At 72.1% G+C, this 19,451-nt stretch carries 14 protein-coding genes; 11 read left to right on the forward strand and 3 right to left on the reverse strand.

Features of this window, described 5'->3' with window-relative positions:
• Positions 1–63 precede the first annotated feature (63 nt).
• From IE262_RS30500 to IE262_RS30525, 6 genes are read left to right on the forward strand one after another with little or no spacing between them, the layout of a single operon-like run.
• Positions 64–480 carry a cupin domain-containing protein gene (locus IE262_RS30500; protein ID WP_189878214.1) on the forward strand — a complete coding sequence of 139 codons (417 nt, stop codon included), beginning with the start codon at positions 64–66 and terminating at the stop codon, positions 478–480.
• A complete protein-coding gene (locus IE262_RS30505; RefSeq protein ID WP_189878216.1) occupies positions 477–1,745 on the forward strand; it encodes a beta-ketoacyl-[acyl-carrier-protein] synthase family protein in 1,269 nt (422 codons plus the stop codon). The genes IE262_RS30500 and IE262_RS30505 overlap by 4 nt, the downstream gene beginning before the upstream one ends.
• Positions 1,742–3,010 (forward strand): ketosynthase chain-length factor, encoded by a 1,269-nt coding sequence (locus IE262_RS30510; protein ID WP_189878218.1) that lies wholly within the window; start codon positions 1,742–1,744, stop codon positions 3,008–3,010. The genes IE262_RS30505 and IE262_RS30510 overlap by 4 nt, the downstream gene beginning before the upstream one ends.
• Positions 3,007–3,276, forward strand: a complete 270-nt coding sequence (locus IE262_RS30515; RefSeq protein ID WP_131557839.1) for an acyl carrier protein — start codon at positions 3,007–3,009, stop codon at positions 3,274–3,276. The genes IE262_RS30510 and IE262_RS30515 overlap by 4 nt, the downstream gene beginning before the upstream one ends.
• Before the next feature lies 1 nt (position 3,277).
• On the forward strand, positions 3,278–3,757 hold the full coding sequence (locus IE262_RS30520) for an SRPBCC family protein (protein WP_134041616.1): 480 nt from the start codon (positions 3,278–3,280) through the stop codon (positions 3,755–3,757).
• Between the two features lie 11 nt (positions 3,758–3,768).
• Positions 3,769–4,101, forward strand: a complete 333-nt coding sequence (locus IE262_RS30525; protein WP_189878220.1) for a TcmI family type II polyketide cyclase — start codon at positions 3,769–3,771, stop codon at positions 4,099–4,101.
• A gap of 90 nt (positions 4,102–4,191) precedes the next feature.
• Here the strand turns inward: IE262_RS30525 and glpK are convergent, their stop codons facing one another.
• Complete coding sequence (gene glpK / locus IE262_RS30530; RefSeq protein WP_189878222.1) at positions 4,192–5,706, reverse strand: glycerol kinase GlpK; 1,515 nt, start codon at positions 5,704–5,706, stop codon at positions 4,192–4,194.
• 16 nt (positions 5,707–5,722) lie between these two features.
• Positions 5,723–6,553 carry an MIP/aquaporin family protein gene (locus tag IE262_RS30535; protein WP_189878224.1) on the reverse strand — a complete coding sequence of 277 codons (831 nt, stop codon included), beginning with the start codon at positions 6,551–6,553 and terminating at the stop codon, positions 5,723–5,725.
• Between the two features lie 197 nt (positions 6,554–6,750).
• Here IE262_RS30535 and IE262_RS30540 point away from each other — a divergent pair, with 197 nt between their 5' ends.
• Positions 6,751–6,951 carry a hypothetical protein gene (locus tag IE262_RS30540; RefSeq protein WP_189878226.1) on the forward strand — a complete coding sequence of 67 codons (201 nt, stop codon included), beginning with the start codon at positions 6,751–6,753 and terminating at the stop codon, positions 6,949–6,951.
• 175 nt (positions 6,952–7,126) lie between these two features.
• On the opposite strand, the gene IE262_RS30545 is transcribed toward IE262_RS30540, so the two are convergent.
• The gene (locus IE262_RS30545) at positions 7,127–14,566 is read right to left on the reverse strand and encodes a type I polyketide synthase (RefSeq protein ID WP_189878228.1); all 7,440 of its coding nucleotides are present in this window, start codon (positions 14,564–14,566) and stop codon (positions 7,127–7,129) included.
• 158 nt (positions 14,567–14,724) lie between these two features.
• Between IE262_RS30545 and IE262_RS30550 the strand changes: the two genes are divergently transcribed.
• Genes IE262_RS30550 through IE262_RS30565 form a run of 4 tightly spaced genes read left to right on the forward strand, consistent with a single transcriptional unit; the run spans position 14,725 to position 19,451 of the window.
• Positions 14,725–15,753: a 3-oxoacyl-ACP synthase III family protein gene (locus tag IE262_RS30550; RefSeq protein ID WP_134041606.1), complete on the forward strand. Its 1,029-nt coding sequence runs from the start codon at positions 14,725–14,727 to the stop codon at positions 15,751–15,753.
• Positions 15,750–16,754 carry an alpha/beta fold hydrolase gene (locus IE262_RS30555; RefSeq protein ID WP_229877592.1) on the forward strand — a complete coding sequence of 335 codons (1,005 nt, stop codon included), beginning with the start codon at positions 15,750–15,752 and terminating at the stop codon, positions 16,752–16,754. Before IE262_RS30550 ends, IE262_RS30555 begins: the two co-directional genes overlap by 4 nt.
• Positions 16,755–16,758: 4 nt before the next feature.
• On the forward strand, positions 16,759–18,357 hold the full coding sequence (locus IE262_RS30560) for an AMP-binding protein (RefSeq protein WP_229877593.1): 1,599 nt from the start codon (positions 16,759–16,761) through the stop codon (positions 18,355–18,357).
• Entirely contained in the window at positions 18,354–19,451 is a 1,098-nt protein-coding gene (locus IE262_RS30565) for an NAD-dependent epimerase/dehydratase family protein (RefSeq protein ID WP_189878230.1), read from the forward strand. Before IE262_RS30560 ends, IE262_RS30565 begins: the two co-directional genes overlap by 4 nt.

Consider the following 19,451-nt stretch of genomic DNA (forward strand, 5'->3'; position numbering starts at 1 on the left):
CCCGGCTGCCGTCCGCACGCCGCATTCCGTCCCCCACCTTCGCATCCCGCTCCGGAGACCGACATGGCAGAACAGCACGCACGCATCGTCGACCTCAGCTCCATCGCGCCCAACCGCCGGCGCGGCGGCGACATCCGCGCCCTCCTCACGCCCACCACAGCGGGGTCGACCAGCGGATTCATGGGCGTGGCCATCGTGCAGCCCAGCGACCGCATCAGCGAGCACTACCACCCGTACTCCGAGGAGTTCGTGTACGTCACCCACGGCACCTTCGAAGTGGACCTGGAAGGAGAGCCCCACGCCCTCCGGCCGGGCCAAGGGCTGCTGATCCCGCTGAACACGCGGCACCGCTTCCGCAACGTCGGCGACAGCGAGGCGCGCATGGTCTTCCACCTGGGTCCGCTGGCTCCTCGGCCGGAACTCGGTCATGTCGACACGGAGGAGACGGAAGGGACCGCGCAGGCCGAGGTGGTGTCATGAACCGGCGGGTCGCCGTCACCGGCGTAGGTGTCGTCGCCCCGGGCGGAATCGGCATATCCCAGTTCTGGGACCTGCTGTCCAACGGGCGTACGGCGACGCGCCGGATCTCCCTCTTCGACCCGGTGGGCCTGCGCTCACAGATAGCGGCCGAGTGCGATTTCGACCCCGCGGCACACGGCCTGGACCACGAGACCACCGAGCGGTGCGACAGATACATACAGTTCGCGCTGGTCGCCGCCACCGAGGCGGTCCGCGACGCGGGCCTCGACCTGCAGCGGACGGACCCCTGGCGGATGGGAGCCAGCCTGGGGAGCGCGGTAGGGGGCACCACGCGACTGGAACACGACTACGTCCTCGTCAGCGCGAACGGCGCACGATGGGACGTCGACCACCAGCGGGCGGAGCCGTCGCTGCACCGGGCCTTCACCCCGAGCACCCTCGCCTCCGCCGTCGCCGAGGAGTTCGGCGTCCACGGCCCCGTGCAGACCGTCTCCACCGGGTGTACCTCCGGACTCGACGCGGTGGGATACGCCTACCACGCCATCGCCGAGGGCCGAGCCGACGTATGCCTCGCGGGCGCCTCGGACTCCCCGATCTCGCCGATCACGATGGCGTGTTTCGACGCCATCAAGGCGACCTCTCCGAACAACGACGACGCCGCACACGCCTCCCGCCCCTTCGACGCCCGCCGCGACGGGTTCGTCATGGGGGAGGGCGCCGCAGTACTCGTCCTGGAGGAACTCGGGCACGCGCGTGCCCGAGGCGCGGAGGTCTACTGCGAGATCGCCGGCTACGCGACGTTCGGCAACGCCTACCACATGACCGGGCTCACCAAGGAGGGCCTGGAGATGTCACAGGCGATCGACGGCGCCCTCGGCCAAGCCCGCCTCAACGGCACCGACATCGACTACGTCAACGCGCACGGCTCGGGCACCAAGCAGAACGACCGCCACGAGACCGCGGCGGTCAAGCGGTCACTGGGCGACCACGCCTACGCGATTCCCATGAGCTCGATCAAGTCCATGGTGGGTCACTCGCTCGGAGCGATCGGCTCCATCGAGGTCGCGGCCTGCGTACTCGCCCTGTCCCACCAGGTGGTACCACCCACGGCCAACTACGAGACCCCGGACCCCGAATGCGACCTGGACTACGTGCCCCGTGTGGCACGCGAGCGGAAGCTGCGCCATGTGCTGTCGGTGGGCAGCGGCTTCGGCGGCTTCCAGTCCGCGGTCGTGCTCAGGGGCCCTGAGGGGAGGCGGCAGTGAGCAGGCAACGCCCCAGACGTGCGGTCGTCACCGGCCTCGGTGTGGTGACACCGCACGGAATCGGTACCGACGTCTTCTGGAAGACCGTGAAGGAAGGCGGCAGCAGCCTCGCGCCCGTCGGCAAGGAGGGGTGCGACCATCTCCCGTTGCGGATCGCGGGCGAAGTACGCGACTTCGACGCGGACGCCCTGATCGAGGGGACGTTCCTCGTCCAGACCGACCGGTTCACGCACTTCGCCATGGCCGCCACCCAACTGGCACTGGACGACGCCGGTTTCGGGCGCGCCGACATCGACTCGCCCTACTCCGTGGGCGTGTTCACGGCCGCCGGCTCCGGCGGCGGCGAGTTCGGCCAGCGCGAACTCCAGAAACTGTGGGGGCAGGGCCCGCGCCACGTCGGCCCCTACCAGTCGATCGCCTGGTTCTACGCGGCCAGCACCGGTCAGATCTCGATCCGCAACGGCTTCAAGGGCCCCTGCGGTGTCGTGGCCGGCGACGAAGCCGGCGGCCTGGACGCCCTGGCACACGCCGCCCACGCGGTACGGCGCGGCACCGACGCGGTCGTCGTCGGCGCGACCGAGGCCCCGCTGGCCCCGTACTCGATCGTCTGCCAGCTGGGTTACCCCGAGCTGAGCCGGAACGACGACCCGCAACGCGCCTACCGGCCCTTCACCACTGCCGCCTGCGGGTTCGTGCCCGCCGAGGGCGGAGCGATGCTCGTGGTGGAGGAAGAGCGGGCCGCGCGCGAACGCGGGGCCGACCCGCGAGCGACACTGGCCGGCCATGCGGCGACGTTCACGGGCGCCTCCCGCTGGGCGGACTCCCGGTCCGGTCTGGCCCGGGCGATCAGCACCGCGCTGACGGAGGCCGACTGCCGCCCGGAGGACGTGGACATCGTGTTCGCGGACGCCCTCGGCGTGCCCGAGGCCGACGAGGCCGAGGCGCTCGCCCTCACCGACGCGCTCGGCCCGCACGCACGCCGCGTGCCGGTCACCGCCCCCAAGACGGGAATGGGGCGCGCCTACTGCGCGGCACCGGTGCTCGACGTGGCGACCGCGGTGCTCGCCATGGAACACGGGACGATCCCGCCCACACCCAACGTCTTCGACATCTGCCACCACGTGGACCTCGTGGTCGGCCGTGCACGCGCTGCCGAGCTGCGCACGGCACTGGTTCTCAGCCGCGGACTCATGGGCTTCAACTCGGCGCTCGTCCTGCGCCAGGGCTCCGTTCCGCCCCCCGAACGAAGGAGTGCATCCGTATGACCGACCAAGTGGACCACCAGGTGACCATCGACGATCTGGCGGAGCTGATGAAGCGCACCGCCGGAGTGAGCGTCGACCCCCTCATCCTCGAAGAGGAGTCCGGCTCCGGCTGGGACACCTTCGGCCTGGACTCCCTCGGCCTGCTGGGCATCGTGGCCGAGCTGGAGAAGCGCCACGGCATGGGCCTGCCCGAGCAGATGGAGCGCTGCAAGACGCCCGCCGACTTCCTCGCCGTCGTGAACGGCGTCCTGATGAAGGGAGCATGATATGGCCGCCCACACCGAGAACGAGATCACCATCGCGGCACCCCTGGACCTGGTCTGGGACATGACCAACGACATCCAGAACTGGCCGCGGCTGTTCAGCGAGTACGCCTCCGTCGAGGTGCTCCACCGCGACGGCCACCGCACCACCTTCCGGCTCACCATGTACCCCGACGACCAGGGCCGGGTGTGGAGCTGGGTCTCCGAACGCGTCGCGGACCGTATGACGCGGACCGTCTGGGCCCATCGCGTCGAGACCGGTCCCTTCGAGTACATGAAGATCCGCTGGGAGTACACCGAGACACCGCACGGCACCCGGATGGACTGGATCCAGGACTTCACGATGAAGCCGGACGCACCCGTCGACGACGCCGGGATGACAGAGATCATCAACCGCAACTCCCGCGAACAGATGGCCCTCATCCGCGACCGGATCGAACGGGCCGCGGGCGAACGCCGCAGCGCCGCGGTTCTCACCGACTGAAGGGGCCCCCGATGCACCACACCCTGATCGTCGCCCGCATGGCACCCGGAGCGGCACCGGACATCGCCCAGGTCTTCTCCGAGTCCGACAGCGGCGAACTGCCCCATCTCGTGGGCGTCACCCGGCGCAGCCTCTTCGAGTTCGGTGATGTGTACCTGCACCTCATCGAGAGCGAGCGCGACCCCGCACCCACCATCGCCAAGCTGGCCGGCCATCCGGAGTTCCGCGGCGTCAGCGAGCGGCTCTCCCCGTACGTCTCCGCCTACGACCCTCAGACGTGGCGGAGCCCCAAGGACGCGATGGCACGCTGCTTCTACCGCTGGGAACGGGACACCACGGGCTGAGGAGACCTCGCAGCGGGCTGAGGAGACCTCGCTTCACCCACCCCACAGCGCACCGCTGAACGACTGCGGTGCGCTGTGGGATTCGGGTTTCTACTCGACGTCCACCCAGTTGAGGCTGCGCTCCACGGCCTTCTTCCAGCCCGCGTAGCCCTTCTCCCGCTCGTCGTCGTTCCACTGGGGTTCCCACCGTTTCGACTCGTGCCAGTGCGAGCGGAGTTCGTCGGTGTCCTCCCAGAAGCCGGTGGCGAGTCCCGCCGCGTACGCGGCGCCGAGCGCGGTGGTCTCGGCGACGACCGGGCGGCTGACCGGTACGCCGAGGATGTCGGCCTGGATCTGCATGCACAGGTCGTTGGCGGTGACACCGCCGTCGACGTGCAGCACGTCGAGGGCCACCCCGGCGTCCCGCTCCATCGCTTCGGCGACGTCGCGGCTCTGGTAGCAGATGGCCTCCAGGGTCGCCCGGGCGAGGTGCGCATGGGTGTGGTACCGGGCAAGGCCGACGATCGCGCCCCGGGCGTCGGAGCGCCAGTACGGCGCGAACAGACCCGAGAAGGCGGGTACGAAGTAGATGCCCCCACTGTCCTCCACCTGCCGCGCCAGAGTCTCCACCTCGGAGGCGGAGGAGATGATCCGCAACTGGTCACGGAGCCACTGCACGGCGGACCCGGTGACCGCCATGGACCCCTCCAGCGCGTACACCGCGGGGGCGTCCCCGAACTGGTACGCCAGTGTGGTCAGCAGTCCGCTGCTGGACCGGACGATCTCCGTGCCCGTGTTGAGGACCAGGAAGTTGCCGGTGCCGTAGGTGTTCTTGGCCTCGCCCGGGCGGAAGCAGACCTGGCCGACTGTGGCCGCCTGCTGGTCCCCGAGGACCCCGGTGATGGGTACCGCGGTGCGCAGGGGACGGCTGGTGCGGGTGGCCCCGAACGCCTCCGGGTGCGAGGACGGGTTGATGGCCGGGAGCATGGCGCGCGGAATGCCGAAGACGTCGAGGAGTTCGTCGTCCCAGTCGAGGGTTTCAAGATTCATCAGCATGGTGCGGCTGGCGTTGGTGACGTCCGTGGCGTGGATGCCGCCGTTCGGGCCGCCGGTGAGGTTCCACAGGACCCAGGCGTCGGTGTTCCCGAAGACGGCCCGCCCCCTCTCGGCGGCCTCCCGGACACCGTCGATGTTCTCCAGGATCCACTTGATCTTGCCGCCGGAGAAGTACGTCGCCGGGGGCAGCCCCGTCTTGCGCCGGATGAGGTCGCCGTGCTCGCGCTCCAGCGCGGCCGCCATGGAGTCGGTGCGGGTGTCCTGCCAGACGATCGCGTTGTAGTACGGCTGACCGGTTCTGGGATCCCAGATGACCGTGGTCTCCCGCTGGTTGGTGATGCCTACGGCCGCCAGGTCGGCGGCGGTCGGGCCGCCCTGGCGGACGGCGTTCTGCATCGTGGAGTTCGTGCGTTCCCAGATCTCCACGGGGTCGTGCTCGACCCAGCCGGAGCGCGGGAAGAACTGCTTGTGTTCGAGTTGGTGGCGTGCGACCTCCCGGCCGTCGTGGTCGAAGATCATGAAACGGGTGCTGGTGGTGCCTTGGTCCACCGCACCGACGAACTCGGGCATGGCGGCCCCTTTCGCTTCACTCGTCCGGCGCGGGCACCCGGCCGGGTTCCGGCTCGGCGACCGGCAGGTAACGGCTGATCAGCAGGCGGTAGAGCAGCGCTCCGACCAGGCCGCCGATGAGGGGGCCGACGATCGGCACCCAGAAGTAGAGGTCTCCGTACTGGTCACGCCAAGCGCCTCCATAGCCCGTCAGGAACGACGCCAGCCGGGGTCCGAGGTCACGGGCCGGGTTGATCGCGTAACCGGCGTCGGCCCCCCACCCCATGCCGATGACGACGACGATCAGGCCGATGACGAACGGGGCGAGATTCGCCTGCGGCGGCGTGTTCAGCAGATCGGTGACCGCGAAGATCAGCAGCAACAGCAGGGCGGTGCCGATGATCTGGTCCCGCAGGGCACCCAGCTGGCTGACCGGGAGGACGCCGTTGCCCGGCAGTGTGGAGAACACGATCTGCGTCTTGTGGGTGTGGTCGGGGTCGGCCTTCGCCAGAACCTCGGTGTAGTTCCAGCGCACCAGCAGGGCGCCCACGAAAGCGCCCGCTGTCTGGGCCAGGGAGTACGGCAGGACCTTGGGCCAGGGGAAGTCCTTGAAGGCGGCGAGCGCGAGGGTGACCGCGGGGTTGATGTGGGCGCCGCTGATGCGGGCTGCCACGTAGACGCCCATGACGACGCCGAGCCCCCAGCCCCAGGCGATGCTGTCGTGGGCGCCCAGTGCGCCGTGGGTCAACGTCCCACCGGCGACGACCTGCGCGACGGCACCGCATCCGAAGAGAATGAGGATCATGGTGCCGGCGAACTCGGCCGAGAGTTCACCCAGGAGACGTGCCCTCGACGTGGATGCCGGCATGTTCCCACCTCCCGTCCGACCGGCCCGGCCCCGCGCGATCACGTACCGGCCATCGTCACCGGCACGGCCGGGAGCGGCATCCACGGGCGGGCCGTTCGGGTGGGCAGCGACCCCGCGCCGGAGGGCGGTGACGTCCGAGCGGTGTGGCGAACGGGTGACCTGTGACAGCCTGGGCGCGGCCCGGTCGTTGAACGGTCATGGACGTCTTCGGCGACAGCCCCTACACGGGCCCCGATCAGTGGCTTGCCGGCCTGGAGGAGGACCCCTGCGCGTGGTGCGCGCAGCTACGGGACGCCGACGCCCTGGCCGGACAGATGCCGGCGGCCGGGAAACGTCCGCCCGCGCCCCGGATGGCGCCACGGGGACTGTTCCGGCGTCCCGCACGGGCCGACAGGTGAGGGCGGTGCGGACGGTGATGGTCGCTCTGACCGCCGTCACGATCGTCGCCGCTGCCCTGTCGGTCGTCCTGGCGGGATGAGCCCCGAGCGAACGGGAGCGGGTCTGCCGGCCCTGAGCGGGTGGATGTCCCGCCCAGGGCCGCGGAGGACCGTGTTCGGCTTCCGCCTCGTCGGGTTACGCGGAGGCTGATGCCGTGCGGCCGGCCGCCGGCTGACCGACCTGCTCGGTGTGCGCCCGTGGCGCCGGAACGGACTGCTCCAGACGCTGCCGGATGAGGTGGGCGAGCTGGGTGAGGTTGCCGGAGTTGCCGAGGAGTTCGGTCGGCGAGAGGCGGACGTCGAAGTACTCGCGGGCGCGCACCAGGAACTCGGCGCCCATGAGGGAGTCGATGCCGAACTCGGCCAGCGGGCGGTCGGGGCTGAGGTCGGCGGCTTCGGCGCGCAGGACGGTGGCGAGCAGCTGGGCGAGGATGCCGGTGACGGCGTGTGCGGCCTCGTCAGGAGGCAGGGCGCTCAGCGCACGCAGCACATCGCCCGGGGTGGCGTCCGAGGCGTCGGCACGGGCGGGGACGAGATGCGTGAAGCGCGGCGCGGCCATCGCGGGGAGCAGATGGCGGGCCCGGCTCCAGCGGAAGCGGCCGATCGCGGCGACGGCGGCACCGTCGGCCAGGACGCCGGCAGCGGCGGGAAGCAGCACATCGGGGGCCACGGGGTGGATTCCGCGGGTCGACACGGCATCGCCCAGATCGTTGCGGGCGAGGTAGCCGGTTCCCGCGATGGCGCCCCAGGCGATGGCCGTGCCGGGGCGGTCCGCGTGCCGGCGGGCGCGGGCCAGGGCCTCCAGGTAGCTGTTGCCCGCGACGTAGGGGGCTTGGTGCACGTTCCCGACGCACGCCGTGACGGAGGAGTGGAGCAGGAAGAGGTCCAGATCGCGGTCGGCGGTGAGGCGGTGCAGGACGGCGGCGCCGGCCGCCTTCGGGGCGAGTACGGCCGCGAAACGGTCGTCGGTCAGGTCGCTGAGAGGGGCGTCGTCGAGGTGCATGGCGCCGTGGACCACCCCGCGCAGGGCGTGCCCGGTGGCGTCCACGGCGGCGATCACCCGGCGCATGGCGGTCTCGTCGGTGACGTCGGCGGCGTAGGGAGTGGCGGTGATGCCGCGCCGTGCGAGCCGGTCGAGGACGGCGGCCGCTTCGGGAGAACCGGCCCCGCGGCGGCCGACCAGAGCCAGGTGGCGGGCGCCCAGGTCGGCGAGCCAGTCGGCGGTGGCCGCTCCGAAGCCGCCCAGGCCACCGGTGACCAGGTAGGTGCCGTCAGAGTCCAGGGCCGCGGATGACGGTGTGTGGCACACGGGGACGGGTTCGTCCATCGGATCGAAGGCGACGACGACCTTGCCGGTGTGATGGGAGTGCTGAAGCAGCCGGAACGCCTCCTCCACGCGGGCCGCGGGATGGACGACGTGCGGCAACGGCCGGTAGTCCCCGGCGTGTACGAGGCCGACGATCTCCCTCAGGAGTTCCTTCGCGGTGTCGGGGTCGGCCAGGGGCCTGGTGATGTCGACGCCGAAGTAGGCGATGTGGTCCAGGAAGGGACGCCGGGGCAGGGGCCGGTTCTCGAACATGTCCCGCTTGCCGAGCTCGATGAAGCGTCCGCCGGGGCGCAGCAGTTCCAGGCTGCGGTCGCCCGCTTCACCACTGAGCGAGTTCACCACGACATGGACGCCCCGGCCGCCGGTCAGTTCGCGTACGCGGGGCACGAAGTCCAGCGAGCGGGAGTCCAGGACGTGTTCGACGCCGAGCGCGGTCAGCAGGTCACGCTTGGCGTCACTGCCCGCCGTGGCGATCACGTGCGCTCCGTGCCGGCGGGCGTACTGCAGGGCGGCCAGACCGACACCACCGGCACCGCCGTGCACCAGGAGGGTCTCTCCCGGGGCGAGCCGCGCGAGGTGGCCGAGGGTGTGGTGGACGGTGGCGAGGACGACGGGCAGGGTGGCCGCCTCCGTGAAACTCATGCCGTCCGGGACGCGGCCGACCGCCTCCGCGTCGGCGACGGCGTGCGAGGCCAGCGCCGCGGCCGCCAGGCCGAAGACCCGGTCTCCGGGCGCCCAACCGGTGGTCCCCGGCCCGATGTCGGTGACGACGCCCGCGCACTCCATGCCCAGCCCCTGCTCGGTCGGGGTGCCCTCGACGGCCTCGGCGGGCAGCAGGCCGTTGGCCCGCATGGTGTCGCGGTAGTTCAGGGCCGCGGCCCTGACCTCGATGACGAGCCGGCCCGGACCGGGGCGGGGAACGGGGCGTTCCTGCCAGAGGAGCCGGTAGGACAGTCCGGGGTCGCGGACCGTCAACGTGAAGCAGCGGGCCGGGGCGGTGGCCGCCTCGGCCGTGACCGACGGTTGGTGCGCGGGGCGGGTGGTTTCGCGGGCGACGAAACGGCCGCCGCGGGTGAGCACGATCTCGTCCTCGTCGCAGGGGCTGAGCAGCTCCCGCGCGAGACGCCGGGCGTCGGCGGGCGGATCGTCACAGCGGTCGAGGCTGATCCGCCGCACCGTCAGGTCGGGCCATTCGTTCGCCAGGGTGCGGGCGGCGCCCCACACGGGAGCGTCGCCGGGGTGGGTCGGGCGCTCGGGGGCGGGCAGCAGCCCACTGGGACGGGTGACCAGCCAGACGGAGGCGCGTGTGCCGCCCGGCAGGCGTGCGCTCCTCGCGGCGAGAGCACGCAGTGCGGCGGCTCTGCGGGTGGACTGCCCGACGATGCGGCCGGGGTGCTCCTCGGGTTCCCCGAGCACCAGCACGGTGGCCACTTCCTCCGCTCCGGGGTCGGCCGGATCGTTGAGCCCGTCCAGATCGGTGACCGTGGCGCCACCCAGCAGTTCGGCCAGGGCCCGGGCCAGCGGCTCTTCGGACGGGGCCTCGGCCGCGACCCTCCACACGGTTCCGGGGGCCGGTACCGCGAGGGCCGGGGGCGGCGGCGCCGTACGGTCGTCCACGCCGGCCACCAGGACGGACAGGTCGGCCGTCCCGGCGTCGGTGCCGGGCCCGGTGCGGACCACACCGGTGAAGCCGCACCGTTCCAGTAGGGGCGGCCACTGATCGGGCCGCAGCAGGAGACCGTCGGGGCGCAGTGCGTGGTCGCTGCGGCGCCAGAAGCTGTCGAGGCCCCCGAAGACCGCGGCGAGGCGGGCCAGATCGTGGGGTTCGACGGCGAGCAGCCGGCCACCGGGAGCCAGCAGCCGCCTGACACGGCCGAGGCCCTGCGTCAGATCGGTGGCGGTGTGCAGGGCGCCCGCGGCCAGGACGACGTCGAACCCCGCCTCGGGCAGCTCCTTCCCGTCGGACCCGGTGTCCAGGCTGAACGTGCGGTAGTCGACGAAGTCGTAGGCGCTGAACCGGTGTTCGGCGGGGCCGAGGAGGTTGGCCGAGACGTCGGTGAAGGTGTAACGGGTGCGGTCGGCCGGCAGCACCGGGAGGACGGCGGCGGTGAGGCCTCCCGTGCCCGCGCCGATCTCCAGTACGCGCAGCGGCCGGTCGGCCGGCCAGAGCCGGACGATCTCCTCCAGTACGCACCGGACCAGCAGGTTCCCGAAGCGGCTCCGGGCGCTGAGGTCGTAGAACTGCTGATGGCGTGTCGGGTCGGCAGGCGGCAGCGGGAGAGGGCCGGTGGCGCCGGTCAGCAGGCCGGGCAGGTGGTGCAACTGGCGGGTGAGGAGGCTCGCGTCGGCCGCGAAGGCCGGATGATCGTTGATCAGACCGGCCGACAGTTCCACGTCGCGTCGCGGCGTCCCGGTCAGCTCCCACCCTCCGTCGGGACGGCCGCTGACCAGACCCTGCTCTTCAAGCAGGGGAAGCATGACCTTGAGCAGGCGCCGGTGCCGGTGCAGCAGTCCCGCCGCGACGAGGTCCCCGGCGGTGAACGGCCGGGCCGGCTCCCCCAGGAGGCCGGCCAGTACCGTCGCCCAGCGGTGCGCGATCGTGCGGTCGGCAGCCGCGGCGAAGCGGTCGCAGCCGGATTCCTGCCACGCCTGTCGCAGCTGTGTGATCCGTCCACGCGCGGCTTCGACGAGATCGGCGGGCACGGGAACGGCGACGGCGTCGCCGTGGTCACCGGGGCCCGGGGCGGCGCGCAGGACGGTCCGCTGCACGTACAGCGGTGTACGGCCGCCGGGCATCCGCCGCATGCGGAGGCGGTCGATCTCGATGACGACGGTGCCGTCCTCGTCGGTGATCACGATGTCCCAGCACACCTCGGGATCGATCACGGCACCCTGGCGCACCCGAATGACTCCCGAGGGGCCGGGCGCCCGCCAGACGCGCACGCTTCCCAGGCCGCAGGGCAGGTGGACATCGCCTGTGGCGGTCCGGTCCCGCAGCAGGGGAGCGCCTGCCTGGAAGGCGGCGTCCAGCACCGCCGGCCACACCTCGTACGCCGCGTCCGGGCTGTCGTACGTGTACGTGGCGAGCACCTCGCCATCGCCGACGTGGAGATTCCGCAGGAGCCGGAAGGCCGGACCGTAGGCGAGTCCGGCGCGCCGGCACTCCTCGTAGTGGGCCGAGCCGTCGACCGGGTGGGGACAGCGGCGGCGTGCCGCCTCCAGGTCGACCGGTGCCGGAGGACGGCCGAGCAGCGTACGCACCTGGGCGCGGGCCACCGGGTGACACTCCTCGCCGCGCCGCTCACTGGTAGCGATGGCCACAGCGCCGCTGTCCGGCTGGACGCCGGTCTGCAGTCGCATGTCGCCGGGATCGGGCCAGGGCAGGGGCAGCGGCCGGATGATCTCCAGATGGCGCACCTCCACGGCCGAGTGCAGGGCCCGCCGCCCGGCGGCCAGGGCCATCTCGACGTAACCCGCCGCGGGCATCACCACCGCCTCCTCGACGCGGTGGTCACCGAGCCAGGACACCATCTGGGGTTCGACCGTGTTCTCCCACGTCGGGTGCGGGCCGGGCAACCGCTCGCCGAGCAGCGGGTGTTCCGTCCGGCCGGTGCCGCTGGTCCGCTCCCAGTCGCAGGCCTCGCCGTGCCAGTACCGTCGGCGCTGCCAGGGATACGAGGGCAGGTCGGCCACCCGGGCGGGATGCGGGAAGTGCGCGGTCCAGTCGACGTCGGCGCCCGCCGAGACCACCGCCGCCACGGCCGCGGCCATGTCCCGGGGACCGGTGGAGTCCCGCCGCAGGGTGGGCACATGGACGGCGCCGGTACGGCGCAGGTATGGGCGGAGCACCGGGTGGGGGCCGACCTCCACGACCACGCCGGGTGTCCGGCCGAGGGCCTGGGCCGCCGCTTCGGCGAAGCGGACCGGCTCGCGCACGTTGCGCCACCAGTAGTCGGCCGTCAGCTCCTCCCCGGGCAGTGGCTCGCCCGTGACGGTCGAGACGAACGGGATACGGGCGGCCGAGGGCGTGAGGCCGGCCAGGGCCGTGCGCAGGGGCCCGGCGAGGGGATCCATCGCACGGCTGTGGAAGGCGTGGTCGAGGTCCAGCTCGCGGAAGAAGACATCCCGGGCGCTCAGTTCGGCTCCGAGAGCGGCGAGCACCTGTGGGTCCCCGGCGACGGTGACGTCCCGGTCGCTGTTGACGGCCGCCAGCTCCAGAGCGCCGTCGTAGGGAGCCAGTACGTCACGGGCCGCCTCCTCGGACAGCCCGACGGCCGCCATCCGGCCACTTCCCGCGGTGGCGGCCTGGGCCGAACTGCGCTCGGCGATCACGTGCGCGGCCTGCGCGAGAGTGAGAGCTCCGGCGACGTACGCGGCCGCGACCTCGCCGACGCTGTGCCCGAGCACCGCCGCCGGACGCACCCCGTTCGCACGGAGCAGGGCCGCAAGTCCCACCTGGACGGCGAAGAGGGCGGGCTGGGCGACCTCCGTACGGCTGAAGCGAGCCGGATCGGGGTGGGCGAGTTCCCCGGCCACCGACCAGCCCAGGTGCGGGGCGAGCGCGGCGTCCACCTCGTCGACGGCGGCGCGGAAAACGGGCTCGGCAGCGAGCAGATCGGCGGCCATGCCGGGCCACTGGGAGCCGTTGCCGGTGAACGCGCACACCACGGCGCCGTGTTCCGCTGCCGAGCCGCTCGCTCCGGCGGCCGGTGTACCGGTGAACAGCGCGTCCAGTTCGTCGGCCGCCCGGTCCGGGCTGTCGGCCAGGACGGCGGCGCGGTGCGGATGGGCGCTGCGGCGCCGGGTGGAGGTGTGCGCCAGGTCGTAGAACTCGTCGGGGGCTGCTTCCCTGAGACGTGCGGACATCCGCGTGGCCAGTTCCCTGAGCGCGTCCGCCGAACGCGCGGAGAGCAGCACGGGCAGCCTGCCGGTGGGTGCCGGACCGGCGAGCGGAGGGGTGGGCGGCGCGGTCAGCACGACATGGGCGTTCGCGCCGCCGAAGCCGAAGGAGTTGATGCCGACGGCGGCGCCGGGCCGCAGGGGGAGCTTGACGGGCTCGACCGTCGGGGCCAGCCCCAGTCCGGCGAAGTCGATCTGCGGATTCAGGGGGAGTGCGTGCAGGGTCGACGGGGCCGTGCCGTGCCGCAGCACGAGCAGTGCCTTGAACAGTCCCGCCATCCCGGAGGCCGGCTCCAGATGCCCGAGGTTCGACTTCACCGAGCCGATCGGCAGCGGCCCGGTGGTACGGCGCTGCCCCAGCGCCCGGCCCACGGACCGGGCCTCGGCCGGGTCCCCGGCGGGGGTGCCGGTGCCGTGCGCCTCGAAGTACACCAGATCGTCGGGGGCCACCCCGGCGCGCTCGTACACGTCGCGCAGCAGCGCCTCCTGCGCCTGGGAGTTGGGCAGCGCCAGGCCCATGGTGCGGCCGTCGCTGTTGGTGCCGCTGCCGGCGATCACCGCGTGGACACGGTCACCGTCGGCCACCGCGTCCGTCAGCCGCTTGAGGACCACGACGCCCCCGCCCTCGGCCCGCACGAAACCGTCCGCGTCGGCGGAGAAGGCCGCGCACCGGCCGCGCCGCGACAGCATCGACGCGGCCGAGAACCCGTAATAGCCCTCCGGCCCGGTGAGCACATGCACACCGCCCGCGAACGCGAGACGGCTGGTGCCGTCCAGCAGGGACCGGCAGGCACGGTCCAGCGCCACCAGCGCGGACGAGCAGGCGGTGTCGACCACCATGCTCGGGCCGCGCAGGTCCAGACAGTACGACAGACGGTTGGCGATGACCGACAGGGTGCCGCCGCTCACCACGTACGGGCTCAACTCGGCCGCCGCCTGGGCCTGGAGCCGCAGATAGGACGCCTCGGAGACACCGACGAACACCGAGGCCGACGAACCGGCCAGCGCCTGTGCGGGAACACCGGCGTCGTCCAGCGCCTCGACGGCCATCTCCAGCAGCAGCCGCTGCTGCGGGTCCATGCGGATGGCCTCCGCCGGCGCGATGCCGAAGTACCCCGCGTCGAAGCCCGCGACGTCCGGGAGGAACCCTCCGGCCGCCGTGTAACTCCGGTTGGCGCGCGCGGGCCCCGGGTCCACGACGCGCGCCCGCTGCATGCGGTCCTCCGGCATCTCGCCGATCACGTCCTCACCGCGCGACAACACCTCCCACAGCCCGGCCAGATCCGTCAGCCCGCCCGGCAGCCGACACCCCACACCGACAATGGCGACGGCCTGGTCACCGTGCCCCATGAAAACTCCCCCTCTTGCTCGATCACGTACCGGTCTCCCAAAGCGTGCCCAAGCAGGAGGCAAGCAGCTATTCGCCTCTTTGATCACCTCTTCCGTCGATGAGGTGAAAAGCCGGGTGAGAGGGGCGAGTTGGCCCCCTCGGCCCTACCGTGATCCGCGTGCTTTCCGCCGTGCGTGCCCAGTTGGTGACCACCGCCGTCCATCTACCCCCCGCGTACCGCACCATGGAGGACACCCGGGCGCGCATCGCCGCCCTGGGCAGTCCTTATGTGCCACCGTCCGGTCTGCTGGAGGACCTCACCGGAGTGCGCGGGGTCCACGAAAGAGCTGACCGCGAACAGGCGTCCGACCTCGCCGTCGCGGCGGCCGCGAAAGCCCTGGCCGCCGCGGGGCTGGGAATCGACGACATCGATCTCCTGCTGTTCACGTCCTGCACCCAGGACCTCATCGAACCGGCCACCGCGCACATCGTCGCCGCCAAACTGGGCGCCGGCTGCCCGGTGTTCGATGTGAAGAACGCCTGCAACAGCGTGCTCAACGGCTTGGAGGTCGCCGCCGCGTTCATCGAATCCGGCCGCTACCGAACCGTACTGATCACCTCCGGTGAAGCGCCCACCCTGACCACCCGCTGGACCGTGCCCGATCACGATGCCTTCCTGCGGGCCCTGCCGGGATACACGCTCTCCGACGCGGGCGCCGCCGTGCTGCTGACGGCGGTCCCCGCCACCGACGACGGGCCCGGCGTCCTCACCACGGCCTTCACCGCCGATTCCACCGCCTGGGACCGCTGTGTCGTGGAGGCGGGCGGCACCATGCACTACCGCCCCAGCAGCCCGGAACCCACCTATGTGCGCCTCAACGATGACCGGTTGCGCGACGCCGCCATCGGCATCCTGCCCCTGGCGCTCGAACGCACGGCGGCGGAGCTGGAGTTGGTACGCCGAAGTGCGTTCGTCGCCTTCCACCAGATCTCCATGCCGCAGTTCCACGAGACGATTCTGCAACTCGGTCTGTCTCCCGATCGCTGTCTGCCGACCGTGGCCGAGCACGGCAACGCGGCGTCCGCGTCGCTGCCGTTGCAGCTGGTCACCGCCCTGGAGAGCGATCGCGTCGAGCCGGGTGACACCGTCGCGCTGATCGGCATGGCCAGCGGGTTCAGCGTGGGGCTGGCGGTGATCCGGCTGTGAGCACGCGGGACGGGGGAACGCGCCGCCCCGGTGCGCACCCGCCGATGCGGCCGCCGGCACAAACCCTTCCCGGTTACCCGGACCCCCGCCACTGGCGACAGGTTCCCGTCACGGACCAGCACTACGTCGATGCCGGCACCGGCGACCCGGTGCTGTTCCTGCACGGCAACCCGTCCTGGAGCTACATCTGGCGGGGCCTGCTGGACACCCTGTCACCGGACTTCCGCTGCATCGCCCCCGACCTCGCGGGACTCGGCCTGTCCCCCCGCTCCGGGGTATCGCGGGGGACGGGCTCTCCCCGCGCGAACGGACCCGTGGACCGCCTTGAACGGCACATCGCGTGTCTGGACCACCTGTTCCACCACCTCACCGGCAGCCAGGGGGCGCCCGCCCGCGGATGGACCCTGGTGGTGCACGACTGGGGCGGCCCGATCGGCATCGCGTGGGCGCTGCGCCACCCCGGCGTGGTGGCACGGCTTGTCGTCCTCAACAGCGTGGCCTTCCCCTGGCCCGCCGGCTACCGGTTGCCGCTGTATCTGAGGTGGATCAGGGACAGTGCCCCGGTCGCCGCCTTCGCGCGGGCCACCAACGCCTTTCCCCGCGCCGCCGTACGGTTCGGAGTCGTACGCCGACTCGGCGCGGCCGAACGGCTGGCGTACCTGCTGCCCTTCGCCGACGCACCGAACCGCCGCACCGTCGTGGAGTTCATCCGGTGCATTCCCCGGGGCGACGACGACCCGGCATGGCGACTGCTCGAACCCGCCGATGCCGGGCCCGCCGAAGCGGAACCCGCCGGAGCCGCCGGTGGCCTCGCCGGTCTGCCGGTGTTCATCGGCTGGGGCATGCGGGACCCGGTGTTCACCCCCCTCGTGCTGGACGAGTGGACCCGCCGGTTCCCACAGGCCCGCGTACACCGCTACCGGAACGCCGGCCACTTCGTGATGGAGGACGCCGCCGGGGAACTCGACCGGCACGTCCGCGACTTCCTGCTTCGGACGTGACAGCGTGAACGCTCCTGGCCTCTCCGCGCGCCTGGCGCGCCTGGTCGAGCAACAGCCGCGAGCCACGGCGCTGGTGCGGGGCCGTCGCGACGGATCCGGCCACGTCATCAGCTTCGCTCAGCTCCACGAAGGCTGCCGCCGCACGGCCGAGGCGTTCCATGACGCCGGGCTGCGCCGCGGGCACAAGGCCGTGACGATGACGCGCGACCCGTACGAGTTGCTCACCGTCGTCTACGGGCTGTTCGCCGTCGGCGCCGTACCGGTCCTGCTGGACCCGGGGCTTCCGCGGCCCCAGCTGCGCGCGTGCCTAGACGAAGTGGCACCTCAGGTGTTCGTCGGCGAGCCCCTGGCCCACCTGGCACGCCGCGCGCTGGGCTGGGCCCGAGGGCACGTACGCCTTCCCCTGGTCACCGGCCGGGCCGTGCCCGGACTCGGACGCCGGCTGCCCGTGACGGTGCCGGACACGGACGGACCGGCCTGGGAACTGGAGGAACTGCCCCCGGAAGACCTGGCGATGATCGCCTTCACTTCCGGCTCCACCGGGGTGCCCAAGGGCGCGGAATACCGCTACAGCACCCTGACCGGGCAACTCGACGCCCTCGGCCCGGTCCTCGCACCACGACCGGGTGACGTCCTGCTCGCCGGCTTCCTGCCCTTCGTCCTCCTCGGCCCGGCGCTGGGCCTGACGACACTCGCGCCCGCCGTCAGTCACCGCTGCCCGGCGCGCACACCGCCCGAACGCCTGCTGAGACCTCTGCTGGAGCACCAGGCCTCGGTGGTCGCGGCGTCGCCCGCCGTACTGCGGCTGCTCGCCGACCACTGTGTCCGTCGCCGGCTGACCCTGACCTCGGTCGACCGCGTGGTCTCCTTCGGAGCGCCGCTGCGCGCCGGGCTCGCCGACGCCCTGCACGCGGTACTGCGGCCGGACGCCGAGGTGCTCAGCGTGTACGGGGCCACCGAGTGCCTGCCGGTCAGCGCCATCAGCACCCTCGAACTGCGGTGCGCGGCAGGCGCAGACGGCCGGCCCGGACGAGCAGGGACCTGCCTCGGCCGCCCCCTGCCCGTGGTTCAGGTGCGGATCCTGGACGAGGATCGCTCCGGTGTGGGCGAGATCGCCGTCGCCGGACCCAACGTCAGTGCCGCGTACCACGCCCGCCCCGAGGCGACCGCCGCCGCCAAGGTCCTGGCACCCGGGGGTCTGCTGCACCGCACCGGCGATCTGGGCCGGCTCGACGAGGACGGCCGGCTGTGGTTCCACGGCCGCCGGTCCCAGCAGGTGACCGGTGCCGGATTCGCCTTGCCGACCGAGGGCGTCGAGACGACGGCCGACACCACGCAGGGCGTCCGGCGCACGGCACTGGTGGGCGTCGGAAATCCCGGGCACCAACGGGCCGTGCTGTGCGTAGAACTGGAACGCGGCAGCGGCGACCCACAGGACGCCCTGCGCGAACTGCACCTGACACTGCGACGGCATCCGGACGGACACCACGTCTCAGCCGTGCTCGTCCACCCGGGCTTCCCCACCGACATCCGGCACAACTCCAAGATCGACCGGGAACGGCTGGCCGCGTGGGCCTCCCGACAACTGAAGCGGGTGCGATGACCGGACCACAAGAAGCTCGGCTACAAGAAGCTCCACTACAAGAAGCCGGCCCGCGAAGGGTTCTCGTCACAGGTGGCAGCGGGTTCCTCGGTGCGGAGATCTGCCGTCAACTCGTCGGGCGCGGTACCGAGACCGCCTCCCTCAGCCGCCGCCCCAGCACCGCCCTGGACCGGCTCGGTGTCCGCCAGCACCTGGGCGACCTCGCCGACACGGACGCGGTCGGCAAGGCGGTCACCGGATGTGACGCCGTCATCCACAACGCGGCCCTGGCCGGAGTCAGCGGCCCACTGCGACCGTACTGGACCACCAATGTGGAGGGCACACGCAACGTCCTCGACCAGTGCCGCGCCCACGGTGTCCGCACCCTCGTGTACACCTCGACCGCCAGCGTCGTCTTCCGCACCGGCGGCCTGGAGAACGCCGATGAACACACTCCCTGCCCCGAGCGGCACCTGGCCGCCTATCCGCTGAGCAAGGCACGCGCCGAGGCGCTCGTGCTGCGGTCGGACGGCTCCGACCTGGCCACCGTCTCCCTTCGCCCCCACCTCATCTGGGGGCCTGACGACCCCCACTTCCTCCCCGCCCTGACCCGCGCGGCCCGTGGCCGCCACCTGATCATGCCGGGGAGGGGAACCAACCTCGTCGACACCACCCACCTGCGCACGGCCGCCCACGCCCACCTGCTCGCCCTCGACCGCCTCCACCGGGGAGAGCCCGTCAACGGGCGCGCCTACTTCATCACCCAAGGTGAGCCCTGCCCGCTCGCCGCCATGGCCACCCTCTACCTGGCGGCGACCGGAATCCGCGTCGCATGGCGCTCCGTCCCGCCGGCGCTCGTGCACGGCGCGGCCACCGTCCAGGAGGCGGCCGCCCGCCTCACCGGTTCCCCCCGCACGCACACGCTCAGCCGCTTCCTGGTGAACGAACTCACGCACCCGCACTGGTTCGACATCACGGCCGCCAGACGGGACCTGGGATTCACACCACCCGTCGGCCTCGTCGACGGCCTCCGCGAGCTGGCCCACACCTCCGGACGCCCGGAGATCCTGAACCGTGCCCTCGCCGAACTTGCCGAACTCGCCCCTGAGCGCTGA

The organism is Streptomyces bluensis, from assembly GCF_014650715.1.
Taxonomy (GTDB): Bacteria; Actinomycetota; Actinomycetes; order Streptomycetales; family Streptomycetaceae; genus Streptomyces; species Streptomyces bluensis.